The organism is Salipiger marinus, from assembly GCF_900100085.1.
GTDB lineage: Bacteria > Pseudomonadota > Alphaproteobacteria > Rhodobacterales > Rhodobacteraceae > Salipiger > Salipiger marinus.
On the sequence record NZ_FNEJ01000012.1, the window covers coordinates 105,719 to 124,200 of the forward strand.

13 protein-coding genes are annotated in these 18,482 nt (G+C 67.4%); 8 read left to right on the top strand and 5 right to left on the bottom strand.

Translation table 11 applies throughout. The features are described 5' to 3' along the window. Positions 1-317 precede the first annotated feature (317 nt). The 3 genes from BLR51_RS14940 (at position 318) to argC (ending at position 4,344) form a co-directional block, all read left to right on the top strand. On the top strand, positions 318-1,265 hold the full coding sequence (locus BLR51_RS14940; RefSeq protein ID WP_165616831.1) for a TAXI family TRAP transporter solute-binding subunit: 948 nt from the start codon (positions 318-320) through the stop codon (positions 1,263-1,265). Between the two features lie 51 nt (positions 1,266-1,316). After that, on the top strand, positions 1,317-3,230 hold the full coding sequence (locus BLR51_RS14945; protein WP_089848370.1) for a TRAP transporter permease: 1,914 nt from the start codon (positions 1,317-1,319) through the stop codon (positions 3,228-3,230). A gap of 136 nt (positions 3,231-3,366) precedes the next feature. Next, positions 3,367-4,344, top strand: coding sequence for an N-acetyl-gamma-glutamyl-phosphate reductase (argC, locus tag BLR51_RS14950; protein WP_089848372.1), 978 nt, complete (start codon positions 3,367-3,369; stop codon positions 4,342-4,344). A 58-nt stretch (positions 4,345-4,402) separates the two neighbouring features. Here argC and BLR51_RS14955 read toward each other — a convergent pair whose 3' ends face one another. Further along, positions 4,403-5,902: an aldehyde dehydrogenase gene (locus tag BLR51_RS14955; protein ID WP_242656739.1), complete on the bottom strand. Its 1,500-nt coding sequence runs from the start codon at positions 5,900-5,902 to the stop codon at positions 4,403-4,405. Between the two features lie 6 nt (positions 5,903-5,908). After that, positions 5,909-6,676, bottom strand: coding sequence for an SDR family NAD(P)-dependent oxidoreductase (locus BLR51_RS14960; RefSeq protein WP_165616832.1), 768 nt, complete (start codon positions 6,674-6,676; stop codon positions 5,909-5,911). 378 nt (positions 6,677-7,054) lie between these two features. Here BLR51_RS14960 and BLR51_RS14965 point away from each other — a divergent pair, with 378 nt between their 5' ends. Both BLR51_RS14965 and BLR51_RS14970 read left to right on the top strand, forming a co-directional pair. Further along, positions 7,055-8,221, top strand: a complete 1,167-nt coding sequence (locus BLR51_RS14965; RefSeq protein ID WP_089848378.1) for an iron-containing alcohol dehydrogenase — start codon at positions 7,055-7,057, stop codon at positions 8,219-8,221. Between the two features lie 387 nt (positions 8,222-8,608). Beyond that, positions 8,609-9,643 (top strand): helix-turn-helix transcriptional regulator, encoded by a 1,035-nt coding sequence (locus BLR51_RS14970; protein WP_089848380.1) that lies wholly within the window; start codon positions 8,609-8,611, stop codon positions 9,641-9,643. Between the two features lie 211 nt (positions 9,644-9,854). On the opposite strand, the gene BLR51_RS14975 is transcribed toward BLR51_RS14970, so the two are convergent. The 3 genes from BLR51_RS14975 to BLR51_RS14985 all read right to left on the bottom strand — a co-directional run bounded on the left by BLR51_RS14975 (position 9,855) and on the right by BLR51_RS14985 (position 15,250). Beyond that, on the bottom strand, positions 9,855-11,906 hold the full coding sequence (locus BLR51_RS14975; protein ID WP_089848382.1) for a calcium-binding protein: 2,052 nt from the start codon (positions 11,904-11,906) through the stop codon (positions 9,855-9,857). 333 nt (positions 11,907-12,239) lie between these two features. Continuing rightward, positions 12,240-13,556, bottom strand: a complete 1,317-nt coding sequence (locus tag BLR51_RS14980; RefSeq protein WP_089848383.1) for an HlyD family type I secretion periplasmic adaptor subunit — start codon at positions 13,554-13,556, stop codon at positions 12,240-12,242. Then, positions 13,553-15,250, bottom strand: coding sequence for a type I secretion system permease/ATPase (locus BLR51_RS14985; protein ID WP_311135842.1), 1,698 nt, complete (start codon positions 15,248-15,250; stop codon positions 13,553-13,555). The genes BLR51_RS14980 and BLR51_RS14985 overlap by 4 nt, the downstream gene beginning before the upstream one ends. Positions 15,251-15,688: 438 nt before the next feature. Here BLR51_RS14985 and BLR51_RS14990 point away from each other — a divergent pair, with 438 nt between their 5' ends. The 3 genes from BLR51_RS14990 to BLR51_RS15000 are packed head-to-tail and all read left to right on the top strand — an operon-like array spanning position 15,689 to position 18,474. Continuing rightward, positions 15,689-16,258, top strand: a complete 570-nt coding sequence (locus BLR51_RS14990) for a TRAP transporter small permease (RefSeq protein WP_089848387.1) — start codon at positions 15,689-15,691, stop codon at positions 16,256-16,258. Then, entirely contained in the window at positions 16,240-17,493 is a 1,254-nt protein-coding gene (locus tag BLR51_RS14995; protein WP_242656740.1) for a TRAP transporter large permease, read from the top strand. The genes BLR51_RS14990 and BLR51_RS14995 overlap by 19 nt, the downstream gene beginning before the upstream one ends. A gap of 12 nt (positions 17,494-17,505) precedes the next feature. Continuing rightward, positions 17,506-18,474, top strand: coding sequence for a TRAP transporter substrate-binding protein (locus tag BLR51_RS15000; RefSeq protein WP_089848389.1), 969 nt, complete (start codon positions 17,506-17,508; stop codon positions 18,472-18,474). Positions 18,475-18,482 lie beyond the last annotated feature (8 nt).

Here is an 18,482-nt window from a genome sequence, read left to right on the forward strand (position 1 = left end):
TGCACAAACAGCGCGGCCTGTTCGGTGCCATTTCCGGAGTTTGTGCACAAAGATTCGGGTATGCGTCAAGCCCCCGAACCGGATCAACAGGCGATCAGATAATTTTATTGCCGAAATCGGGCATCTTGGCACCCGATAATTCCAAAATATGGGCATATGCGCTGCGAAGATGACCAGAGATGCATCATTTATTCACGTTTAATGCCGGACAGCCCTTGACTCAGCGCGGAGCCCGTGCAGGCATGTGTCCAAAGTTCGTATACAAGGTGGATCAAAAAACACCGCGGACTTTCCATCCCCCCAACGGAGAGGTTCCCATGTCGATACTGAAGAATTTTGCCGCGGCCGCCGCCCTGTGCCTTGGCACCGTGCCGCTGGCCCATGCCCAGAACGTGGCGCTTGGCACGCTCAGCGGGGCGGCCACCGGGCAGATCGGGATCGCGATCGCCAGCGTCGCCTCCAGCGCGGGCGAGATCCGCGTCATCCCGCAGGAAACCGCCAACACCGCGCAATATATCCCGCTGGTGGATCAGGGGCAGCTGGAGTTCGGCATCGCCAACTACCCGCAGACCTATTTCGCCATGACCGGCACCGGCCTCTCCGAAGGCCAGCCCGCCGACAACCTGCGGCTGGTCGCCTCGCTGATGGATTTCACCTCCGGGATGCTGGTCATGGACGACTCGGGCATCGCGACGCTGGAGGATCTGGCGGGCCGCAACGTGCCGCGCTTCCCTGACAATTCGCTGGGCGACTATGTGATGCGGGCGGTGATGGCCACGGCGGATCTGACCTATGACGACGTGCGCGCGGTGCCGACTGCCAATTTCCTGTCCATGTATGACGGGTTTCGCGACGGCATCCTCGACACCTCCATCGCCACCATCGGCTCGGCCTTCGTGATGGACATGCAGGCCAGCGTCGGCAAAGTGCGCTATCTGCCCCTGTCCGAAGAGGATGAGGCGGTGATGGACGAGATCCTGCCCGGCACCCGCATCTTCGACGTGTCCGGATCCGGCGAGGCGGCGGTGACCGAGGATACCAAGGTCTTTGGCTATGAATACCTGCTTTTCGCCAATGCCGACGTGCCGGATGCGGTGGTGACCTCGATGGTGCGCGCGCTGCATGACGGGCGCGAGGATCTGCTGGCCACCAGCCCGATGTGGGAAAGCTTCGTGCCCGAAGGCATGGCCCGCGCAGGCGGCATGACCTATCACCCCGGCGCGCTCGCCTTCTATCAGGAACACGGGATCCCGGTCGCGGAATGACCGCGACCCGCCCCTGCCTGTCCTTCTTTCCTTTAGACACCGGGATGAGTGATGACGCTGTTCACTGACACCCCCCTGATCCCGCGGATCGCCCAGATACTGGGCGCCGCGGTGCCGGTGCTGGCGCTGATCTGGGTGCTGCGCCTGCCGATGCGCGCCGGGATGCTGGTCTTTCCCGAACAGATCGCGGCGGTGATGCTCGCCATCTCCATGGCGGCGATCTACCTGCGCACGCGGGGCACGGCGGGCCTGCCCGTCTGGCTGGACATGGCGGGGGCGCTGGCCTCGCTGCTGATGGGCGGCTGGGTCTATGCCCGCTTTCAGGTGCTGTCGGAAATGGCCGCCTTCCACCCGACCGAGGCGCTGATCCTTGGCGTCTGCGTGGTGCTGCTGGTCATGGACGTGCTGCGCCGGGTGGTGGGCTGGACGCTGGTCGCCATCTTCGCGGCCTTCTTCGCCTATGCGCTCTGGGGCGACCTGATCCCCGGCCCGCTGTCGGGCCGGGCCATCCCGCTGGCGCAGGTGTTCCGCTATCTGGGCACCGACAGTTCCGCGACATGGGGCGCCTCGCTGCAGGTGGGCGCCTATGTGGTGGCGGTCTTCGTGCTGTTCGGCGGCTTCCTGATCGCGGTGGGAGGAGGCGATTTCTTCACCCAGCTGTCGATGCGGGTGGCGGGCAAGGGGCCGGGCGGCTCTGCCAAGATCGCGGTGACCGCCTCGGGGCTGTTCGGCTCGGTCTCGGGCAGTGCTGTGTCCAATGTCATGTCCACCGGGGTCATCACCATCCAGATGATGATGCGCACCGGGTTCAGCGCCCGGCAGGCGGGCGCCATCGAGGCGGTGGCCTCCACCGGCGGGCAGCTCATGCCGCCGATCATGGGGGCGGCGGCCTTCCTGATGGCCGAGATCATTCAGGTGCCCTATCGCGACATCCTCGTGGCGGCCCTGCTGCCTGCGTTCATCTATTACCTGTCCATCTTCATCCAGATCGACTTCCTGTCGCGGCGCGACGGCGTGGGCACGCTGGCGGGGGAACGGCGGGTCGCGATGCTGCGGGTGCTGGCCAATGGCTGGACGCCGATCCTTGGCTTTGTCGTGCTGCTGTCGGGGATCTTCATGCTGAACCTGCAGGCGCAGGTCGCAGCGACCTGGACGATCTTCGTCCTGCTGGGCGTGGCGCTGCTGGCCCATGTGCTGCGGCCCGGCATGCCCGGATCGCTGTCGCCGCGCGCGGCATGGGACGCGCTTGCCACCACCGGCATGGCCACGGCAGAGGTGCTGCTGGTCACGGCGGCGGCGGGCATGATCGTGGGGATCCTGTCGGCCACCGGGCTTGGCTTCTCGCTGTCGATGATGCTGCTCGACATCGGCGGCGCCTCGCTGTTCGGGATGCTGGTGGTCACGGCGCTGGTGGCGATCCTGCTGGGGCTGGGCCTGCCCACCACCGCCGTCTACCTGCTGCTGGCCTCGCTGGCGGCCCCGGCGCTGGTGCAGCTTGGCATCGCCCCGATCCCGGCGCATATGTTCGTCTTCTATTTCGGCATGCTGTCCATGATCACGCCGCCGATCGCGCTGGCCTCTTTTGCGGCGGCGACCATCGCCGGGGCGGGGCAGATCCAGACGGCGGTGGAATCCTTCCGCGTCGGCTGGGTCGCCTATCTGCTGCCCTTCCTGTTCATCTACAAGCCCGCGCTGCTGATGGAGGGCAGCTGGCCCGAGATCCTGTATGTCGCGGTCTCCTCGGTGCTGGCGCTGGCGCTGGTCTGCGGCGGCTGGCTGCGCCACGGCTTCGTGCCGGTCGAAGGTCTGCTGCGCCCGGTCTGGATCATCGTCGGGCTGCTGACCATCACCCCGCTGTCGCAGATGGGCGGCTACGGGCTGGAACTGGGCGTCTCTGCCCTTGGCGCGGGGCTGATGCTGCATCACCTGATGGCGGTGCGGCGGCACAGGCAGGTTCCGGCCTGACCCCTCCCCCGGCCGGACCCAAAGGCCGCCCCACCCGGGGCGGCCTTTCTGCATCGGCGGCTTGACAGGCCCCCCCATCTGCGCGACCCGGTCTGCCGGACCGGCACGGCGCCGGAGGCAGGCAGGAGCAGGACAGATGGGCATTCGTGCAGGGATCGTGGGCATCAGCGGGTTTGGCGGCGGCGAGGCGCTGCGCCTGATCGCGGCCCATCCCGCCTTTGATCTGGTCTATGCTGCGGGCGAGGGCAGCGCGGGCAGCCGGCTGGTGGACCGCTATCCGGGGGTGCCTGCCAGGCTTGCCGGTCTGGTCATCGAAAAATGGGATCCCGACACCCTGCCAGAGCTTGACCTGCTCTTCGCCTCGCTGCCCACCGGCACCTCGGCAGAGGCGCTGGCGCGGGTGCCGCCGCAGGTGAAGATCGTCGATCTTGGCGGCGATCACCGCCATGTCGAGGGCTGGACCTACGGGCTCGCCGATGTCTGGCCCGACCGGATCAGCGGACAGAGCCGCATCGCCAATCCCGGCTGCTTTCCCGCCGCCACGCTGACCGCGCTGGCGCCGCTGCTGTCCGGCGGGCTGATCGCCCCGGACCGCATCGTGATCGACGCCAAGACCGGCATTTCCGGCGCGGGACGGGGCGGCGCCGACACCCGCTTCGGCTATGCCGAAACCAATGAAAACCTGCAGCCCTATGGCCTGCTGCGCCATGTACACATGCCCGAGATGGCCCACACCATCGAAGCGCTGAGCGGCGGCAGCGCCGCAGGGCTGGTGTTCACGCCGCATCTGGTGCCGATGACGCGCGGCGTGCTGGTCACCATCTACTGCCGGGGACAGGCCAGCACCGACCAGTGCCTGACCGCCGCGCGGGAGTTTTATGCCGACCGTCCCTTCGTCCGGGTGACCGACCGCCCGCCGCAGACCAAATGGGCCAGCGGGTCGAACCTTGCCTTTGTCAGCTATGCCGCCGATCCGGAGCGCGATCTGGTCATCGCCATGGGCGTGGTCGACAATCTGGGCAAGGGGGCCGCAGGCCATGCGGTGCAGAATGCCAACCTGATCTGCGGCCTGCCCGAAACCGCCGGGCTGGACGGCGCGCCCGTCTGGCCCTGACCCGTCTGGCCCTGACCCGGCAAGGAGGCCGCCCCGCCGGAGGGGGGCGGCCCGTCTCTCAGCCCGGCAGGCCGATCTGGCGCAGGGTCACGGGGCGGTCGGGGATCGTGACGGTCTTGACCTCGGTATAAAACGCCTCGCAGGCGGCGCCGCCCTCGCGGCCCACGCCGGAATTCTTGTAGCCGCCAAAGGGCGCGCGCAGGTCGCGGGTCATCGGCGTGTTGACCCAGACCACGCCAGAGCGCAGGTCGCGCGACGCCGCCTCCACCGTGGGCAGGTGATCGGACCAGACATAGGACACCAGCCCGAATTCGGTGTCATTGGCCATCTGCATCGCCTGATCGTAGCCTTCGAAGGTCAGGAAGGTGGCGAAGGGGCCAAAGATCTCTTCCTGACAGACCCGCGCCGCGTTGGAGGGGGCAAGCACCGCCGTCGGCTCGATGAAATAGCCGCCCGCCAGATCACCCGCCATCTGCGGCACGCCACCGCCGGTCAGCAGGGTCGCGCCATCCTCCTGCGCGACCTTGACATAGGACAGCACCCGGTCGCGATGCGCCGCCGATCCCAGCGGACCCATTTCGGTGCTGTCGAGCATCGGATCCCCGATGCGCAGCTGCCGGGCGCGGTCGACAAAGCGGGCAAGGAAGGCCTCGCTGATGGATTTCTCCAGCAGGATGCGCGACCCGGCAAGGCATTGCTGGCCATTGCCGGAAAAGATCGCCAGCAGCGCCGCATCCAGCGCCCGGTCCAGATCGGCGGAGGCAAAGATGACATTGGCGCTTTTGCCGCCCAGTTCCAGCGAACAGGGTTTCAGCCGCTGCGCCGCCCCGGTCATGATCCGCCGCCCGGTTTCGGTGCCGCCGGTGAAGCTGACCAGATCCACGCCCCTGTGCGCCACCAGCGCCTCGCCCGTCACCGAACCGCGCCCGTTCACCAGATTGACCACGCCTTCGGGCAGGCCCGCCTCGTGCAGCAGTTCCACGAAGCGGCGCAGCGCCAGCGGTGTCTGCTCTGACGGTTTCAGCACGCAGGTATTGCCGAAGGCCAGCGCCGCCGCCACCTTCATCGAGGCAAGGGCGGTGGGGGCGTTCCATGGCGCGATCAGCGCCGCGACCCCCACCGCCTCGCGCACCACGACCGACCGGTAGCCGGTCACCTGATCGTAAACCTCGCCGCTGCGCTGGCCCAGATATTCCGCGAAGAAGCGGAAGTTGTAGGCGGCGCGGGTCATCTGGATCTGGCGCAGTTCGCGCAGCGAGATGCCCAGATTGTAGCATTCCAGCAGCGCCAGTTCATCGGCATGGGCCAGCAGCGTTTCGCTGATGGCGAGCAGCAGCGCCTGCCGCCGCTCCACCGACCAGCGCGGCCAGTCGGTGGTGTCGAAGCTGCGGCGCGCGGCGGCCACGGCCAGATCGACCTCGGCGGCATCCGCCTCGTGCAGGGTGCTGATCTGCGCGCCGGTGGCGGGGTAATAGACCGGGATGCGGTGGCCGCTGCCGGTGACGTCCTTGCCGGCGATCAGGCTGCCGACGCTTTGGGGAAGGGTATGCGTGTTCATCATTTCTCAGGCCATGAAGGTGCCGCCATTGACGTGCAGGGTCTGACCCGTGACGTAGCCGGCGGCGGGGGAAAGAAGGAAAAGCACCGGACCCACCACATCCTGCGGTGTGGCAAGCCGGGCCAGCGGGATGCTGCGGACATAGGCCCCGACATCCAGATGGCTGTCGGCGCGGTCCTCGCCGCCGCGCCCGGTGCCGCCGCGCAGGAAGGCGGTGTCCACGGCAGAGGGCGCCACGGCATTGACCCGGACCTGCGGCGCGTTCTCCTGCGCCAGAACCCGGGTCAGCGCGAGGATCCCGGCCTTGGACGCGGCATAGGGGCCGTAACCGGGCGTGGATTTGACCGCGAGTCCGGAGGAGATGTTGACCAGCGAGGCCGCGTTGCTGCGCCGCAGCAGCGGCAGCGCCGCCCGGGCCAGAAAGAAGGCGGCCTGCAGGTTGCCATCGATCATCTCGGACCAGAGGTCATCGGGGGTTTCGGCCAGCGGCGCGGGATCCCGGGTGAAGCCGACAAGGTTCACCATGCCGTCAAGCGCGGGCCAGTCCTGCGCCAGCGCGGCAAAGGCCGCCTCGACGCTGGCAGAGCTTGCGGCATCAACCGGATGGCCGCGCACCGGGGCGGGCGGGGGGTGGCGCGTCAGCGACTGCGGCAGATCCAGCACCGCCACCTGCGCGCCTGAATCGAGCAGCGCTGTCACCACCGCCCTGCCGATGCCGCCGCAGCCGCCGACGACCGCGATCTTCTGTCCTGCGAGGTCTGCCCAATGGCCCATGCCTGTCCCCTGCCCTTTCCGAACGCTGGCCGCTGCGGGATGCGCCGGGCCGGGCTGGCCCGGATGCGGCCGGTTTTCCGCACAGTTTATGAATACGCTTGCAAAGGCAAGAGACCGCGAGGCGGAGCGGCGTTTTCCTGTGCCCTCTGCCCAAGGCATGGGCATCTGCCCCCTGCCCCACGCCCGACAAGCCTTGCCAAGCCGGGCATTATCCCGGAAACTCCGCGCAGTTTTGCCGGACCGGGCGCGGGGATGGCGGCGCGGCGTCACAGGCCGCCCCGGGACCAGGACCGCCGCCACGTGCCCCGGCGCCGTGAATACAAATGCAAGCGCCTTTCCCGGCGCTTTGACCCCATGCCATGACCCAAGGAGAAGATCATGACCGATGCCCGCCCCAGCTACAGCTTCGACACGCCCGGATCCCTGCTGGTGGACTGGGGCGGCGCCCGGCGGCTTGGCCCGCTGCTGGCGGAAAGCTTTGCCGAACGGCGGATCCTGATCGTCACCGACGCCTTCCTGCATCGCAACGGGCTGCTGGACCCGGCCAAAGCCTCGCTGCAGGAGGCGGGGTTTGCGGTGACGGTGTTCGACGATGTGGTGGCCGATCCGCCCGAAGCCATCGTGCTGGCCTGTGCGGACATGGCGCGCGCGGCTTCGGTCGATATCGTGCTGGGGCTTGGCGGCGGATCGTCGATGGACATTGCCAAGCTGGTGGCGGTGATGATCCGCTCTGACCAGCCGCTGGCGGATCTGTATGGCATCGGCAAGGTGCGCGGCAGCCGCACGCCGCTGGTGCAGGTGCCCACCACCGCCGGGACGGGATCCGAGGTGACCAACATCACCATCCTGACCACCGGCGAGACCACGAAAATGGGCATCGTCGCGCCGCAGCTTTACGCCGACCGGGTCATTCTGGATGCGGAGCTGACCGTGGGCCTGCCGCCGCTGCAGACCGCCGCCACCGGCATCGACGCCATGGTGCACGCCATCGAGGCCTTTACCGGACGGCACCGCAAGAACCCGCTGTCGGATCTCTTCGCCAAGGAGGCGCTGCGGCTGATGGCGGCAAACCTGCTGCGCGCCTGCGACACCGGCACCGACCGCGCCGCGCGCGAGGCGATGCTGCTGGGGGCGACGCTGGCCGGGCAGGCCTTTTCCAACAGCCCGGTGGCGGCGGTGCATGCGCTGGCCTATCCGCTGGGCGGGCATTACCACCTGCCCCATGGCCTGACCAACGCGCTGATGCTGGGGCCGGTGCTGCGCCACAACATGACGGCGGCGGCAGTGCACTATGCCGAACTGGCCGATGTGGTGCTGGGCACGTCGGGGGGCGATGTCGCGGCGCGGGCCGAAGCCTTTGTGGAGTTCATGGACGATCTGATGACCCGCTCCGGCGCGCCGCGCCGTCTGCGCGACTGCAAGGTGGCACAGGATCACCTGCCGGTTCTGGCCAAGGACGCGATGCTGCAGACACGGCTGCTGATGAACAACCCCGTGGAGGTGACAGAGGCCGACGCGCTGGCGCTGTATCAGGCCGCCTACTGACCGCTGCGCGGGCCCGCAGCCGCCGCGCTGCGGGCCCCGATCCCGCCCGGTGATCCCGCGCCTTTTGCCGCAAAGCAGAGCCGGTTTTTCGCTATTCGCCGCAGCGTTGCAATTTGCGCAATTCCCGGGAATTTGTTGACGTTGGGCCGGAGTCTGGATAATCTCGACAGTAATTAGAACCAAGTTTTTCCGATTCCGGTGACGGCCCAATTTTCACGGTGCAGACCGGGCTTTCACACAAAATGACGGGGGCGGGTCGCGTTGTCTGGCCCCCTGTTCGCCGATAAGGCTTCTTGATTTCCGAGGGTCGTTCGGGGTCGTCCATATGTGTGTAAATGGCGACCCCGTTGTGGTTTATCTTGTAAAGACGGGAGAAGGGGCAATTTCATGTCACCGACCGGCTCCGAAGACTCCGGCTTTCGCCGCCAGGAGTTCATTCAGCATCTGTGCCTCTGCGCGGAACTGCCCGCGCTGCTTATGGGGTTTTACGACAGCGCCACACGCCGGATCAGCGAAAGCTGGGCGGCAGGCACGGACGGGGGCCCCACCCCCGCCGAGATGATCCGCGCCGCAGAGGCGCGGCTTGCCGTGCAGACCGCGCTGACCGCCAATGGCCCGCCACAGGACGCGCCCGAGATCTGGCTGGCCGCCGGACCGCTGGCGGTGGGGATGGGCAAGCCGGTGGCGCGGCTGGTGCCGGTGCTGGTCTGCACCGCGCCGCTGCCGCTGACACAGCCCGGGCTTGCGGCGCTTTTGCGCATGGGGCTGGCCTATGCCCATCAGCAGCTGACCGAGGACGTGTATTCCCGGCTGATCTGGCCCGAAGGTCTGGTGGAGGCGACGCTGCGCGTGCTGTCCATCGAGGTGTTTCTGGTCACCGCCACCGGCGAGATCCGCTATGACGGGCGCAGCCCCGGTCCTGTGGGCGCCGATGAGCCCGACTGGCTGATGGTGAACGGGCGGCTGAGCCTGCGCGACGATGCCTGCCGCGCGCAGCTGCAGCGCGCGCTGGCCGTGGCCACCGGCCCCGCGCCCTCCGCCTCCATCGTGTCGGTGCCGGCGCGGTCGGGGCTGATGCGCATGGCGGTGGTGGCGCCACTGCTGGCCAGCACCCCGCCGCAGGCCATGGTGCTGTTCGAGGCGCCGCGCACCGATCACGCCGCGCTGCGCGAGCATTTTTTCGCCACGCACGGACTGACCCAGTCGGAAAAGCTGGTGGCGCAGGAGGTGCTGGACGGCAAGACGCTTAACGAAGCTGCTGAAAACACTCGGTTTTCGCTGTCGACAGTGCGCAGCTACATGAAACAGATCTTTGCCAAGACCGGCGCGCACCGGCAGAGCGAGCTGATTTCCATGTATTACACCGCGATCCTGCCCGTGGGCACCAGCATCGCCAGCGCCGAGGCCCGGCGCAGCCACTGACCCCGAACATCATGCGCCCCGCCTGCCGGATCAGCGGCGGGCGGGGCGTCACGCAGTGCAGGCCGGGAACCGGGGCGCCGAAGCACCGCCCCATGTCTGGAACGGTGCCCCGGAGAACGGACCGAGGATGGGGTCTTGTCCGTGGTCCGGTTCTTCTCCGGCAGAGCGCCCCTTGCGGGGCGCTCCTGTTCTTGGACCGATGGACCGGCGCTCACTCGGCGGTCAGGTCGATATACAGAGACCCGTTCTGGATCGACACGTTGGCATCTTCCTCCACGAACAGATCGGCGATCTGCAGTTCGGTGGCGTTGATGGTCGTGTCGCCCACCTTGTCGGTGCTGAGCGGGGTGATGCAGACCGGCGTCGGCACATAGGGTTCGGGGCAGTAGACCTCGGCCTGATCCGGTTCGCAGACGAAGGGCGTGATGCACTTGTCCTCGAAGCTGATGATGCCTTTGCCGTCGCCATCCTCGCCCTGCTTGGTCAGGAACTCAATCAGCACCGATTCATCAAAGAACGGATCGGTGGGGTCGATGCCCTCAAGCTCGCTCACCAGACCTTCGATCAGCACCGACCCGCCAAGGCTGGAGGTGATGAGCACGTCATCGCCCACGATCGAGGCAGAGAGCGTGCCTTCGAAGTCGGTGTGGAACACCACGCGGTCTTCCTGATCGGCGTCGAAGTCCTTGATGACGTTGTAATCGATGGTCAGGTCGGTGCGGTCGCATTCGCCGTCGCCATCCTCGTCGATCTCGTGGCCGAAGACAAAGTCATCCCCGTCCGCGCCCCCGATCAGCACGTCCTGTCCGCTGTCCGCGATCAGGCAGTCATCATCCTTGCCGCCTTTCAGCGTGTCGTTGCCGACGCCGCCAAGCAGGGTGTCGTTGCCGCCGCGGGTTTCACCAGCGTCGCCGCAGACCACGTCGTTGCCCTTGCCGCCGAAGACAAAGTCATCGTCCCGGCCCCCCGTCAGCTTGTCATGGCCGGTGCCGCCATCGATGCGGTCGTTGCCATCGTCGCCCTTGACAAGGTCATTGCCGTCGCCACCGGCCATGCAGTCATCGCCCACGCCACCATACATGCTGTCCGACCGGGCGCCGCCGTCCATGACGTCATTGCCGGCATCGCCGCACATGGTGTCAAAGCCGTCATTGCCCTGCATGTGATCGTCGCCGTCGCCGCCGGACATGAAATCCTGTCCGTCATTGCCCGCGAGCGTGTCATTGCCGGTCTGGCCATAGATCGCGTCGTCCCCGGTATCGCCGGTCACCACGTCATCATCTTCACCGGCATAGATGGTGTCGTTGCCCGAACCGCCGGAGATCGAGTCGCTGGCCTCGCCATCGGCGGGGTTGCCATCGGCATTGTCGCCATAGACGGTGTCGTTGCCGTCGCCGCCCGCGATGCAGTCGGCGTTGTCATTGCCTTCGATCAGGTCGTCGCCGGTGCCGCCCCAGATGTGGTCGTCATCCGCCCCGCCCTGGATATTGTCGTTGCCTTCGTTGCCCCAGAGGCTGTCCTGACCGCGCTGGCCAAGGATGGCATCGTCATCCGCCCCGCCCAGCAGTCTGTCATCGCCATCATAGCCGCGCATCGTGTCCGCGCCGCTGCCCCCGAAGGCAAGGTCATCGCCGTCGCCGGCGTTGATGTAATCGTCACCGGCGTTGCCCGCCATGGTGTCGTTGCCGTTGTTGCCATAAAGCGTGTCATCGCCCAGACCGCCCGACATCATGTCGTTGCCGCCCTGGCCGTTCAGCATGTCATCGCCGTCCTGACCGGCCATGCAGTCATCGCCCTCGCCGCCAAGCAGCTTGTCATCGTCGCTGCCGCCCAGCACGACGTCATTGCCGTCGCCGCCAGTGGCCCAGTCGTTGCCGGCCCCGCCGATCAGCAGGTCATCATCTGTCCCGCCGTCCATCTTGTCGTTGCCGCCGCCGCCCGCCAGCACGTCTTCGCCCGTGCCGCCGGTCAGTTCATCATCGCCCTGATCGCCGCTCAGCTCGTCTCCCATCAGGATGTCGTTGCCATTGCCGCCGAACAGGTAGTCATCCCCCGCGTCGCCGCGCAGGAAGTCGTTGCCGTTGTTGCCAAAGATGGCGTTGGCATTGGCATTGCCCGCGATGTGGTCATCACCCCCAAGGCCCTTGCCCCGGTTCACGCCGGGAATGTCCTTGAAATCACCGTTGTCGGTGTTCGGAGTGCCGCCCAGCCAGGGAGCGCCCCCGACAAGGGCCCAGGCTTCGTTTGCGGATTTCATGGTCATGATCTTTCCCCCAAATAAGGATTGCTAATCAAATCCCCCCGGATGTCCGGTCTCTTCCGGTCTCATCGGGGCCACCACGGTGCGGGTCTCAATTCTCCCGAACCTGCCCCAATTCAGCCATAGTCGCCCGAGTCCGGATACCCTCATTTGGGGGCAAACGTCATTGCGCAAAAACATCCAATGCAGACATAAATAAAATGGCGCTATTGCGCCCCCCGTCCTTTATTCAGCCGGACAGGCCGCGCAATAACGCCATTCAATTCGGATCAGGGCCCGGGTTTATTCGGTGAAATCCGGCAGAGGGGGATATATGGGGATGATGGGCCGCTCCTGTCAGCTGTCGTCGCGCATGGCGCGATCCAGATAGCGCGTCAGTGGCGCGGTCAGATAGGCCAGCGGCGTGTGTTCGCCGGTGCGGATGAAACTGTCCACCGGCATGCCCGGGATCAGCACCTGATCCGCGGTCAGCTTGGAAAGCTCGGTCTTGGGCAGCTCCACCTCCACCCGGTAATAGGGCCGCCCGGTGGTCGCGTCGGTGAAGGCGTCGGGCGAAACCAGCATGACCTGCCCCAGCAGATCGGGCGTGTTGCGCATGTCGAAGGCCTGCACCCGCACCACCACCTGCTGCCCCGGATGCACGCGGGTCACATCGATGGGGTCGACCTGCGCCTCGATCACCAAGGGCCGGTCCTGCGGCACGATGTAGAGCAGCGGATCGGCGGGGCGCACCACCGACTGCGCGCCGAAGAGCCGCAGATCATAGGCCACCCCCGCCACCGGCGCGCGGATCAGCATCCGGTCCAGCTGGGTCTTCAGCGCCGCGCGGCGCTCGCGGGTTTCCATCTCCGAGATTTCCAGATCGCGCAGCGTGGTGATCGCCTCCTCGCGGCGCTGGGTCTGCAGCTGCAGCAGTTCGATGCCGATCTCGGCGATGCGCTCCATCGCCTCGGCGCGGCGCGCCACCAGTTCGCCGCGCAGACCGGCCAGCCGCGCCTCTTCGCGCTGCAGGTTCAGCACGCGCGAGCTTTGCGCCAGTCCCCGGTCCAGCAGGCCCTGCTGCACCGCCGCTTCCTGCCCCACCAGATCCAGCTGCCGGTCCAGCGCCACCATCTGCGCGTCGATGCCGCCGATCTGGTTCTGCAGCTGCAGCTGCTGGTTCTCCAGCTGCGTCACCGCCTTGGACAGGCTGTCCTGCCGCGCCTCGAACAGGCCGCGCTGGCCCTCGACCAGCCGCGCCACCTCGGGCGCGCTTGCCGCCGCCAGCAGGTCGGGGTCAAAAACCACCGCGCCCGCATCGTCGCGCTCTGCCTCCATCCGGCCGCGCCGCGCCATCAGCTCGTAAAGGCGGCTTTCGGTGATCGCCAGTTCCGACAGCGCCAGCGTCGGGTCAAGCCGCACCAGCAGCGCGCCCGCCTCGATCCGGTCGCCTTCCTTGACCAGCACCTCGGCGACCATGCCGCCATCCAGATGCTGCACCGCCTGCCGGTTGCGGTCCACCACGATGCGGCCGGGGGCGATCACCGCCCCGTCGATGCGCGCCGAGGCGGCCCATGCGCCAAAGCCCCCCACCAGCGCCACCAGCGCCAGCCCCCCCGCCAGCGCGGGCAGGGTCACGGAAAACAGCGGGTTGCGATCTGATTTGCCCATCATGCCAGCCCTCCGACGCTGGTCTTGGCCACGTTGCGGCGGATGACCTGCACATTGGACAGCATGTCCGACATGACCTCTTCACGCGGGCCCCATGCCTTGCGGGTGCCATCCTCCAGCACCAGCAGCTTGTCGCATTCCTTGATGGCGGCGGGGCGGTGCGCCATGATGATGACGGCATGTCCCGCCGCCTTCATCGCCAGAACCGCGCCGTTCAGCGCCACCGAGCCTTCGTTGTCGAGGTTGGAATTGGGCTCGTCCAGCACCAGCAGCACCGGATCGCCATAAAGCGCGCGGGCAAGGCCGATGCGCTGGATCTGCCCGCCCGAGAGCTGCGTGCCGATGGTCTGGACCGGGGTGTTGTAGCCCTTGGGCAGCTTCAGGATCATCTCATGCGCGGCGGCACGCTGTGCTGCCTCGATCACGCGGGTGCTGTCGAAACTGGTGGCCAGACGCGCGATGTTTTCCGCCACCGTGCCGTCGAACAGCGTCACGCGCTGCGGCAGATAGCCCACATATTCCGCCAGACGTTCCGGGTGATACTGTTCGATCGGCGCGCCATCGAGCCGGATCTTGCCCGCCCCCGCCGGCCAGACGCCGGTCAGCGCCGAGGCGAGCGTGGATTTGCCCGACCCGCTGGGGCCGATCACCCCCACCGCCTCGCCGGGGGCCACGGCAAAGCTGACCTGCCGCAGCGTGGGCGCATGGCCCTGCGGCGGCGTCACGGTCAGGCCCATCACCTCCAGCCGGGCGCGCGGACGCGGCAGCGTCACCGCCACGCGGTCTTCGGGGATCTCCGACAGCAGGGCCGCCAGATTGTCCCAGGCGCGGCGGGTGCGCTGCACCGTGCTCCACTGGTTGACGATGGTCTCCACCGGCGCCAGCGCGCGGCCCAGCAGGATCGACGAGGCGATCATCAGGCCGGGCGTGATCTCTCCGCGCAGCACCAGCCACGCGCCCAGACCAAGGATCGCCGATTGCAGGAACATCCGGAACACCCGGCTGAGGCTGGCGAAATTGCCGCCCATGTCGCTGGCGCGCAGGCTCAGATCCAGCGCACGTTCCCGCGATTTCGCCCATTTTTCAAAGGCATTGCTCTGCATGCCCAGACTGCGGATCGTCTCTGCCTCGTTCTGCAGCTGGTCGGAATAGCGGTCCGCCACATAGGCGGAGACCTGCGATTTCACCGCCGCCCCCCGCGTCAGCATCTGGTTCAGCAGCGCCGACAGGATCAGCAGCCCGCCGCCCACCGTGGCGAAGAGCCCGATCATCGGGTGGAACAGCCCGAGCCCGACCAGAAACACCGGCGCCCAAGGTGCGTCGAACAGCGCGGCAAAGACCGGCGAGCCATAGAACCGCCGCATCGCCTCCAGATCCTTGAGCTGCTGGCCCGCCCCGGTGGTCTCGTCGATGCTGTGGTCGCTGGCGGATTTTTTCAGCAGCGCGTCGAACACGCGGCGGTCAAGCCCGGCCTGAAACCGGGTGCCGATGCGGTTCAGCACCCGCGCCCGGGCCCAGTCCAGAATGCCCATGATAAGAAACATGAAAACCATGACGCTAAAGAGCGCCACCAGCGTCGGCTCTGACCGGGCCGCCAGCACGCGGTCATAGGTCTGCAGCATGAACAGGGGGCCGGTCAGCATCAGCAGGTTCACAAAGATGCTGAACCCCGCCGCAAGCCACAGGAGCTTTCGCAACCCGCGCCGCGCTTCTTTTAATTCAGACAGTCCTTCCAATAGGTTACCCGCCATGTTCTGGCCCCCCTCGTTAAAAACACCATGGCCCTGAAAACAGCGGGCCTTTGTAACAATCGGCTCAGCGGGCCGGGGCAAATCCCGGTCGGGGTTCTCCGCGTCAAGGGGTGACCCCACCCTCTGAATGCCGTGTCAGCTTACTCCAGAAGGTGATTTTCGTCACTTCTGATTTTGGCACAGGCAAATGTGTTAAGAATTGGGCGCAACCCTATGAAATTACGGTCGACGCGCATCCGAGGCAGGCTGACGCTCTTGCGCATCACCCCTGAATCTGTCTTGGCCAAAACGAATCGAGGACCGGCGGAGCAAGGGGGCGCCAAAAATTCCTGATTGAATCTGTCGGCTACAGGATTAGAAGGGGCGCAAAGACACGAGGCAGGCATGATCTCCCCCCGCACCGCCCCCCGCCCCCCCGGCCCGCTTGCCGCGGTCTCTGACGCGCTGGCCTCGGTCGAGGCGGCGGCGGCGGGGCTGATGCTGGCGGGGGTGCTGGGCATCTCTGCGGCGGGGGCGGTGGCGCGCAGCGCGGGCGCGCCGCTGGTCTGGGCCGACGAGGCGGCGATTGCCGCCATGGTCTGGGCCGGGTTTCTGGGGGCGGCGGCGCTGTTCGGGCGCGCGGGCCATATGGCGATCACCCTGCTGCCCGAGCATCTGCCGCCCCGCGCCCGTGCCGCGCTGGATCTGGTCACCGCACTGATCCTGCTGGGATTTTTTGCGGGGCTGGCGGGGCTGGTCTGGCGCTGGTTCGACCTGCCCGGCCTGATCCGCAGCGGATCGGCACAGGCGCTGGCGCAGGACAGTTTCAACTTCCTCTATCTGGAGCCGACGCAGACGCTGGGTCTGCGCAAGATCTGGCTCTGGCTGGTGCTGCCGCTGTTCACCCTTGGCGGGCTGGTCCATGCGCTGGCGGGCGTGGCGCGGGCGGCGGCGGCATGGCGGGTGCTGTCATGATGGCGCTGGCCGGATTTGCCGGGCTGCTGACGCTGGCCCTGCCGATCGCGGTGGCGCTGGCGCTGACCGCCGCCCTGCTGATCTGGCAGCGCGGCGACGTGATCCTGTTCGACAGCCTTGCGCAGCAATATGTCACCGGGCTGGAAAGCTACGGGCTGCTGGCGCTGCCGCTGTTCATCCTGCTGGGCGAGGCGATGAATGCGGGCGGCGCGGGGCGGCGGCTGGTGGCGCTGGCCGCCGGGCTGGTGGGGCCGGTGCGCGGCGGGCTGGCGCATGTCAGCCTTGTGGCCAATGTGATGCTGGCGGCCATTCTGGGATCGACCGTGGCGCAGCTGACCGTGATGATCCGCATGGCGGTGCCGCAGATGGTGCGCGCGGGCTATCCCCGTGCCGATGCCGTGGCGATCACCGCGGCGGGGGCGATGCTGGCGCCGGTCATCCCGCCTTCGATGCTGTTCATCCTGTATGGCGTGATCGCGCAGGTGCCGATTGGCGATCTCTTTACCGCGGGGCTGATCCCCGGCGCGCTGATGGGGCTCGCGTTTTTCCTCCTGATCGCGCGGCGGGCGCGGCGCGCGGACTGGCCGGTGGGCACGGCCGACCGAGACCTGCCCTTGCGGCAGGCCCTGCCTGCGCTGGCGATCCCGGTCTTTGTGGTCTGCTCCATCGCCTTCGGTCTTGCCACACCGACCGAGGCAGGCGGGCTTGCCGCCCTGCTGGCGCTGGCGCTGGGGCTGTGGGTGTTCCGCGACATGCGGCTTGCCGATCTGCCGGGCATCTTCACCCGCGCGGCACTGGGGGCGGCGGGGGTGCTGTTTCTGGTGGCCTCGGCGCAGCTTCTGGCCTGGATTCTGGCCTATGCCGGGATCCCGGCACAGGTGGCGGCACTGCTGGCGGGGGCCAGCGACAGCCCGGTGCTGTTCCTGCTGCTGCTGAACCTGCTGCTGCTGGGGATCGGCATGGTCATGGATCCGATCCCCGCGCTGCTGCTGACGGTGCCGGTGATCCTGCCGCTGGCCACCGACCAGTTCGGGCTGGACCCCATCCATATGGGGCTGGTCATCTGCATGAATCTTTCGCTTGGCCTGCTGACGCCCCCCGTGGGCGCGGGCCTTTTCGCCGCCGCCAGCCTTTCCGGAGAGCCAGCCGGGCGCATCGCGGTCAGGGTGCTGCCCTATCTTGCTGCGGCGTTTGCCGTGCTGATCGGGGTCTCGCTCTGGCCGGTTCTGATCTGACAGGAGACGGGAATGGACCGCAGAACGCTTCTTGGCTCGGGGCTGGCGCTTGGCCTTCTGGGCCCGCAGCAGGCACTGGCGCAGGGCGCGCCCTCGCTTCGGCTGGGGCTTATCACGCCCCCCGCGCATCAATGGACGCAAAGCGCCATGGCGCTGGCCGACCGGCTGCGCGCCTCGGGCCTCACGCTCGCCGTGCATCCGGCGGGGCAGCTGGGGGCAGAGGCGCAGATGCTGCAGCAGCTGCAGACCGGCGCGCTGGATCTGGCCTTTCTGACGCTGGGAGAATTCACCAACCGCGCGCCGGATTTTGGCGCGCTGACAGCGCCTTATCTGGTGCGCGACATTCAGGGCGCGCAGGCGCTGCTGGCGGGGGAGGTGGCGCAGACCCTGTCGGCGCGGCTGGCGGAGTTCGGCCTTGTCGGGCTGGGCTTTGGCATGGCGGGGATGCGGCAGGTGCTGCTGTCGCGGGCAGCGCCGCAGGTCGGCGATCTGGCCGGGCGCAAGATCCGCACCGTGCCCTTGGCGCAGGAGCTGGATTTCTGGGAAAAGCTGGGCACCGCCCCCACGCCGCTGCCGCTGCCGGCACTTTATGACGCGCTGGCCAATGGCCAGATCGACGGCATGCAGATCGATTTCGAAGGCACATGGAACAGCCGGTATTTCGAGCTGGCGGGAGAGATGCTTGCCTCGGATCACATGATGTTCCCGATGGTCGCCGTCGCCTCGGCCCGCCGCTGGGGGAGGCTGGACCAAGGCAGCCGCGCCGTGCTGGAGACAGAGGTGGCCGACACGCTGGCCCAGATCCGCAGCGCCTATGAAGGGATCGACGCCGCCACCCGCGCGCAGATCGAGGCGGCGGGCTTTCCCGTGCGCACCGTGGGCCGCGACTGGTTCGGCGGCGCGGTGGAGGCGTGGTATGACGACTGGCGGAGCCGCACGCCGATCCTTGCCGATCTGGAGGCGGAGGCGGCGCGGCTGTAAGGGCCGCG

Excerpts from the sequence above, each read along its gene's own strand:
- BLR51_RS14970 (WP_089848380.1), top strand. The coding sequence starts at position 8,609 with ATGTCACCGACCGGCTCCGAAGACTCCGGCTTTCGCCGCCAGGAGTTC.
- argC (WP_089848372.1), top strand. The coding sequence starts at position 3,367 with ATGGGCATTCGTGCAGGGATCGTGGGCATCAGCGGGTTTGGCGGCGGC.
- BLR51_RS14980 (WP_089848383.1), bottom strand. The coding sequence starts at position 13,556 with ATGATGGGCAAATCAGATCGCAACCCGCTGTTTTCCGTGACCCTGCCC.
- BLR51_RS14960 (WP_165616832.1), bottom strand. The coding sequence starts at position 6,676 with ATGGGCCATTGGGCAGACCTCGCAGGACAGAAGATCGCGGTCGTCGGC.
- BLR51_RS14955 (WP_242656739.1), bottom strand. The coding sequence starts at position 5,902 with ATGAACACGCATACCCTTCCCCAAAGCGTCGGCAGCCTGATCGCCGGC.
- BLR51_RS14945 (WP_089848370.1), top strand. The coding sequence starts at position 1,317 with ATGACGCTGTTCACTGACACCCCCCTGATCCCGCGGATCGCCCAGATA.
- BLR51_RS14940 (WP_165616831.1), top strand. The coding sequence starts at position 318 with ATGTCGATACTGAAGAATTTTGCCGCGGCCGCCGCCCTGTGCCTTGGC.
- BLR51_RS14995 (WP_242656740.1), top strand. The coding sequence starts at position 16,240 with ATGGCGGGTGCTGTCATGATGGCGCTGGCCGGATTTGCCGGGCTGCTG.
- BLR51_RS14965 (WP_089848378.1), top strand. The coding sequence starts at position 7,055 with ATGACCGATGCCCGCCCCAGCTACAGCTTCGACACGCCCGGATCCCTG.
- BLR51_RS15000 (WP_089848389.1), top strand. The coding sequence starts at position 17,506 with ATGGACCGCAGAACGCTTCTTGGCTCGGGGCTGGCGCTTGGCCTTCTG.
- BLR51_RS14990 (WP_089848387.1), top strand. The coding sequence starts at position 15,689 with ATGATCTCCCCCCGCACCGCCCCCCGCCCCCCCGGCCCGCTTGCCGCG.
- BLR51_RS14975 (WP_089848382.1), bottom strand. The coding sequence starts at position 11,906 with ATGACCATGAAATCCGCAAACGAAGCCTGGGCCCTTGTCGGGGGCGCT.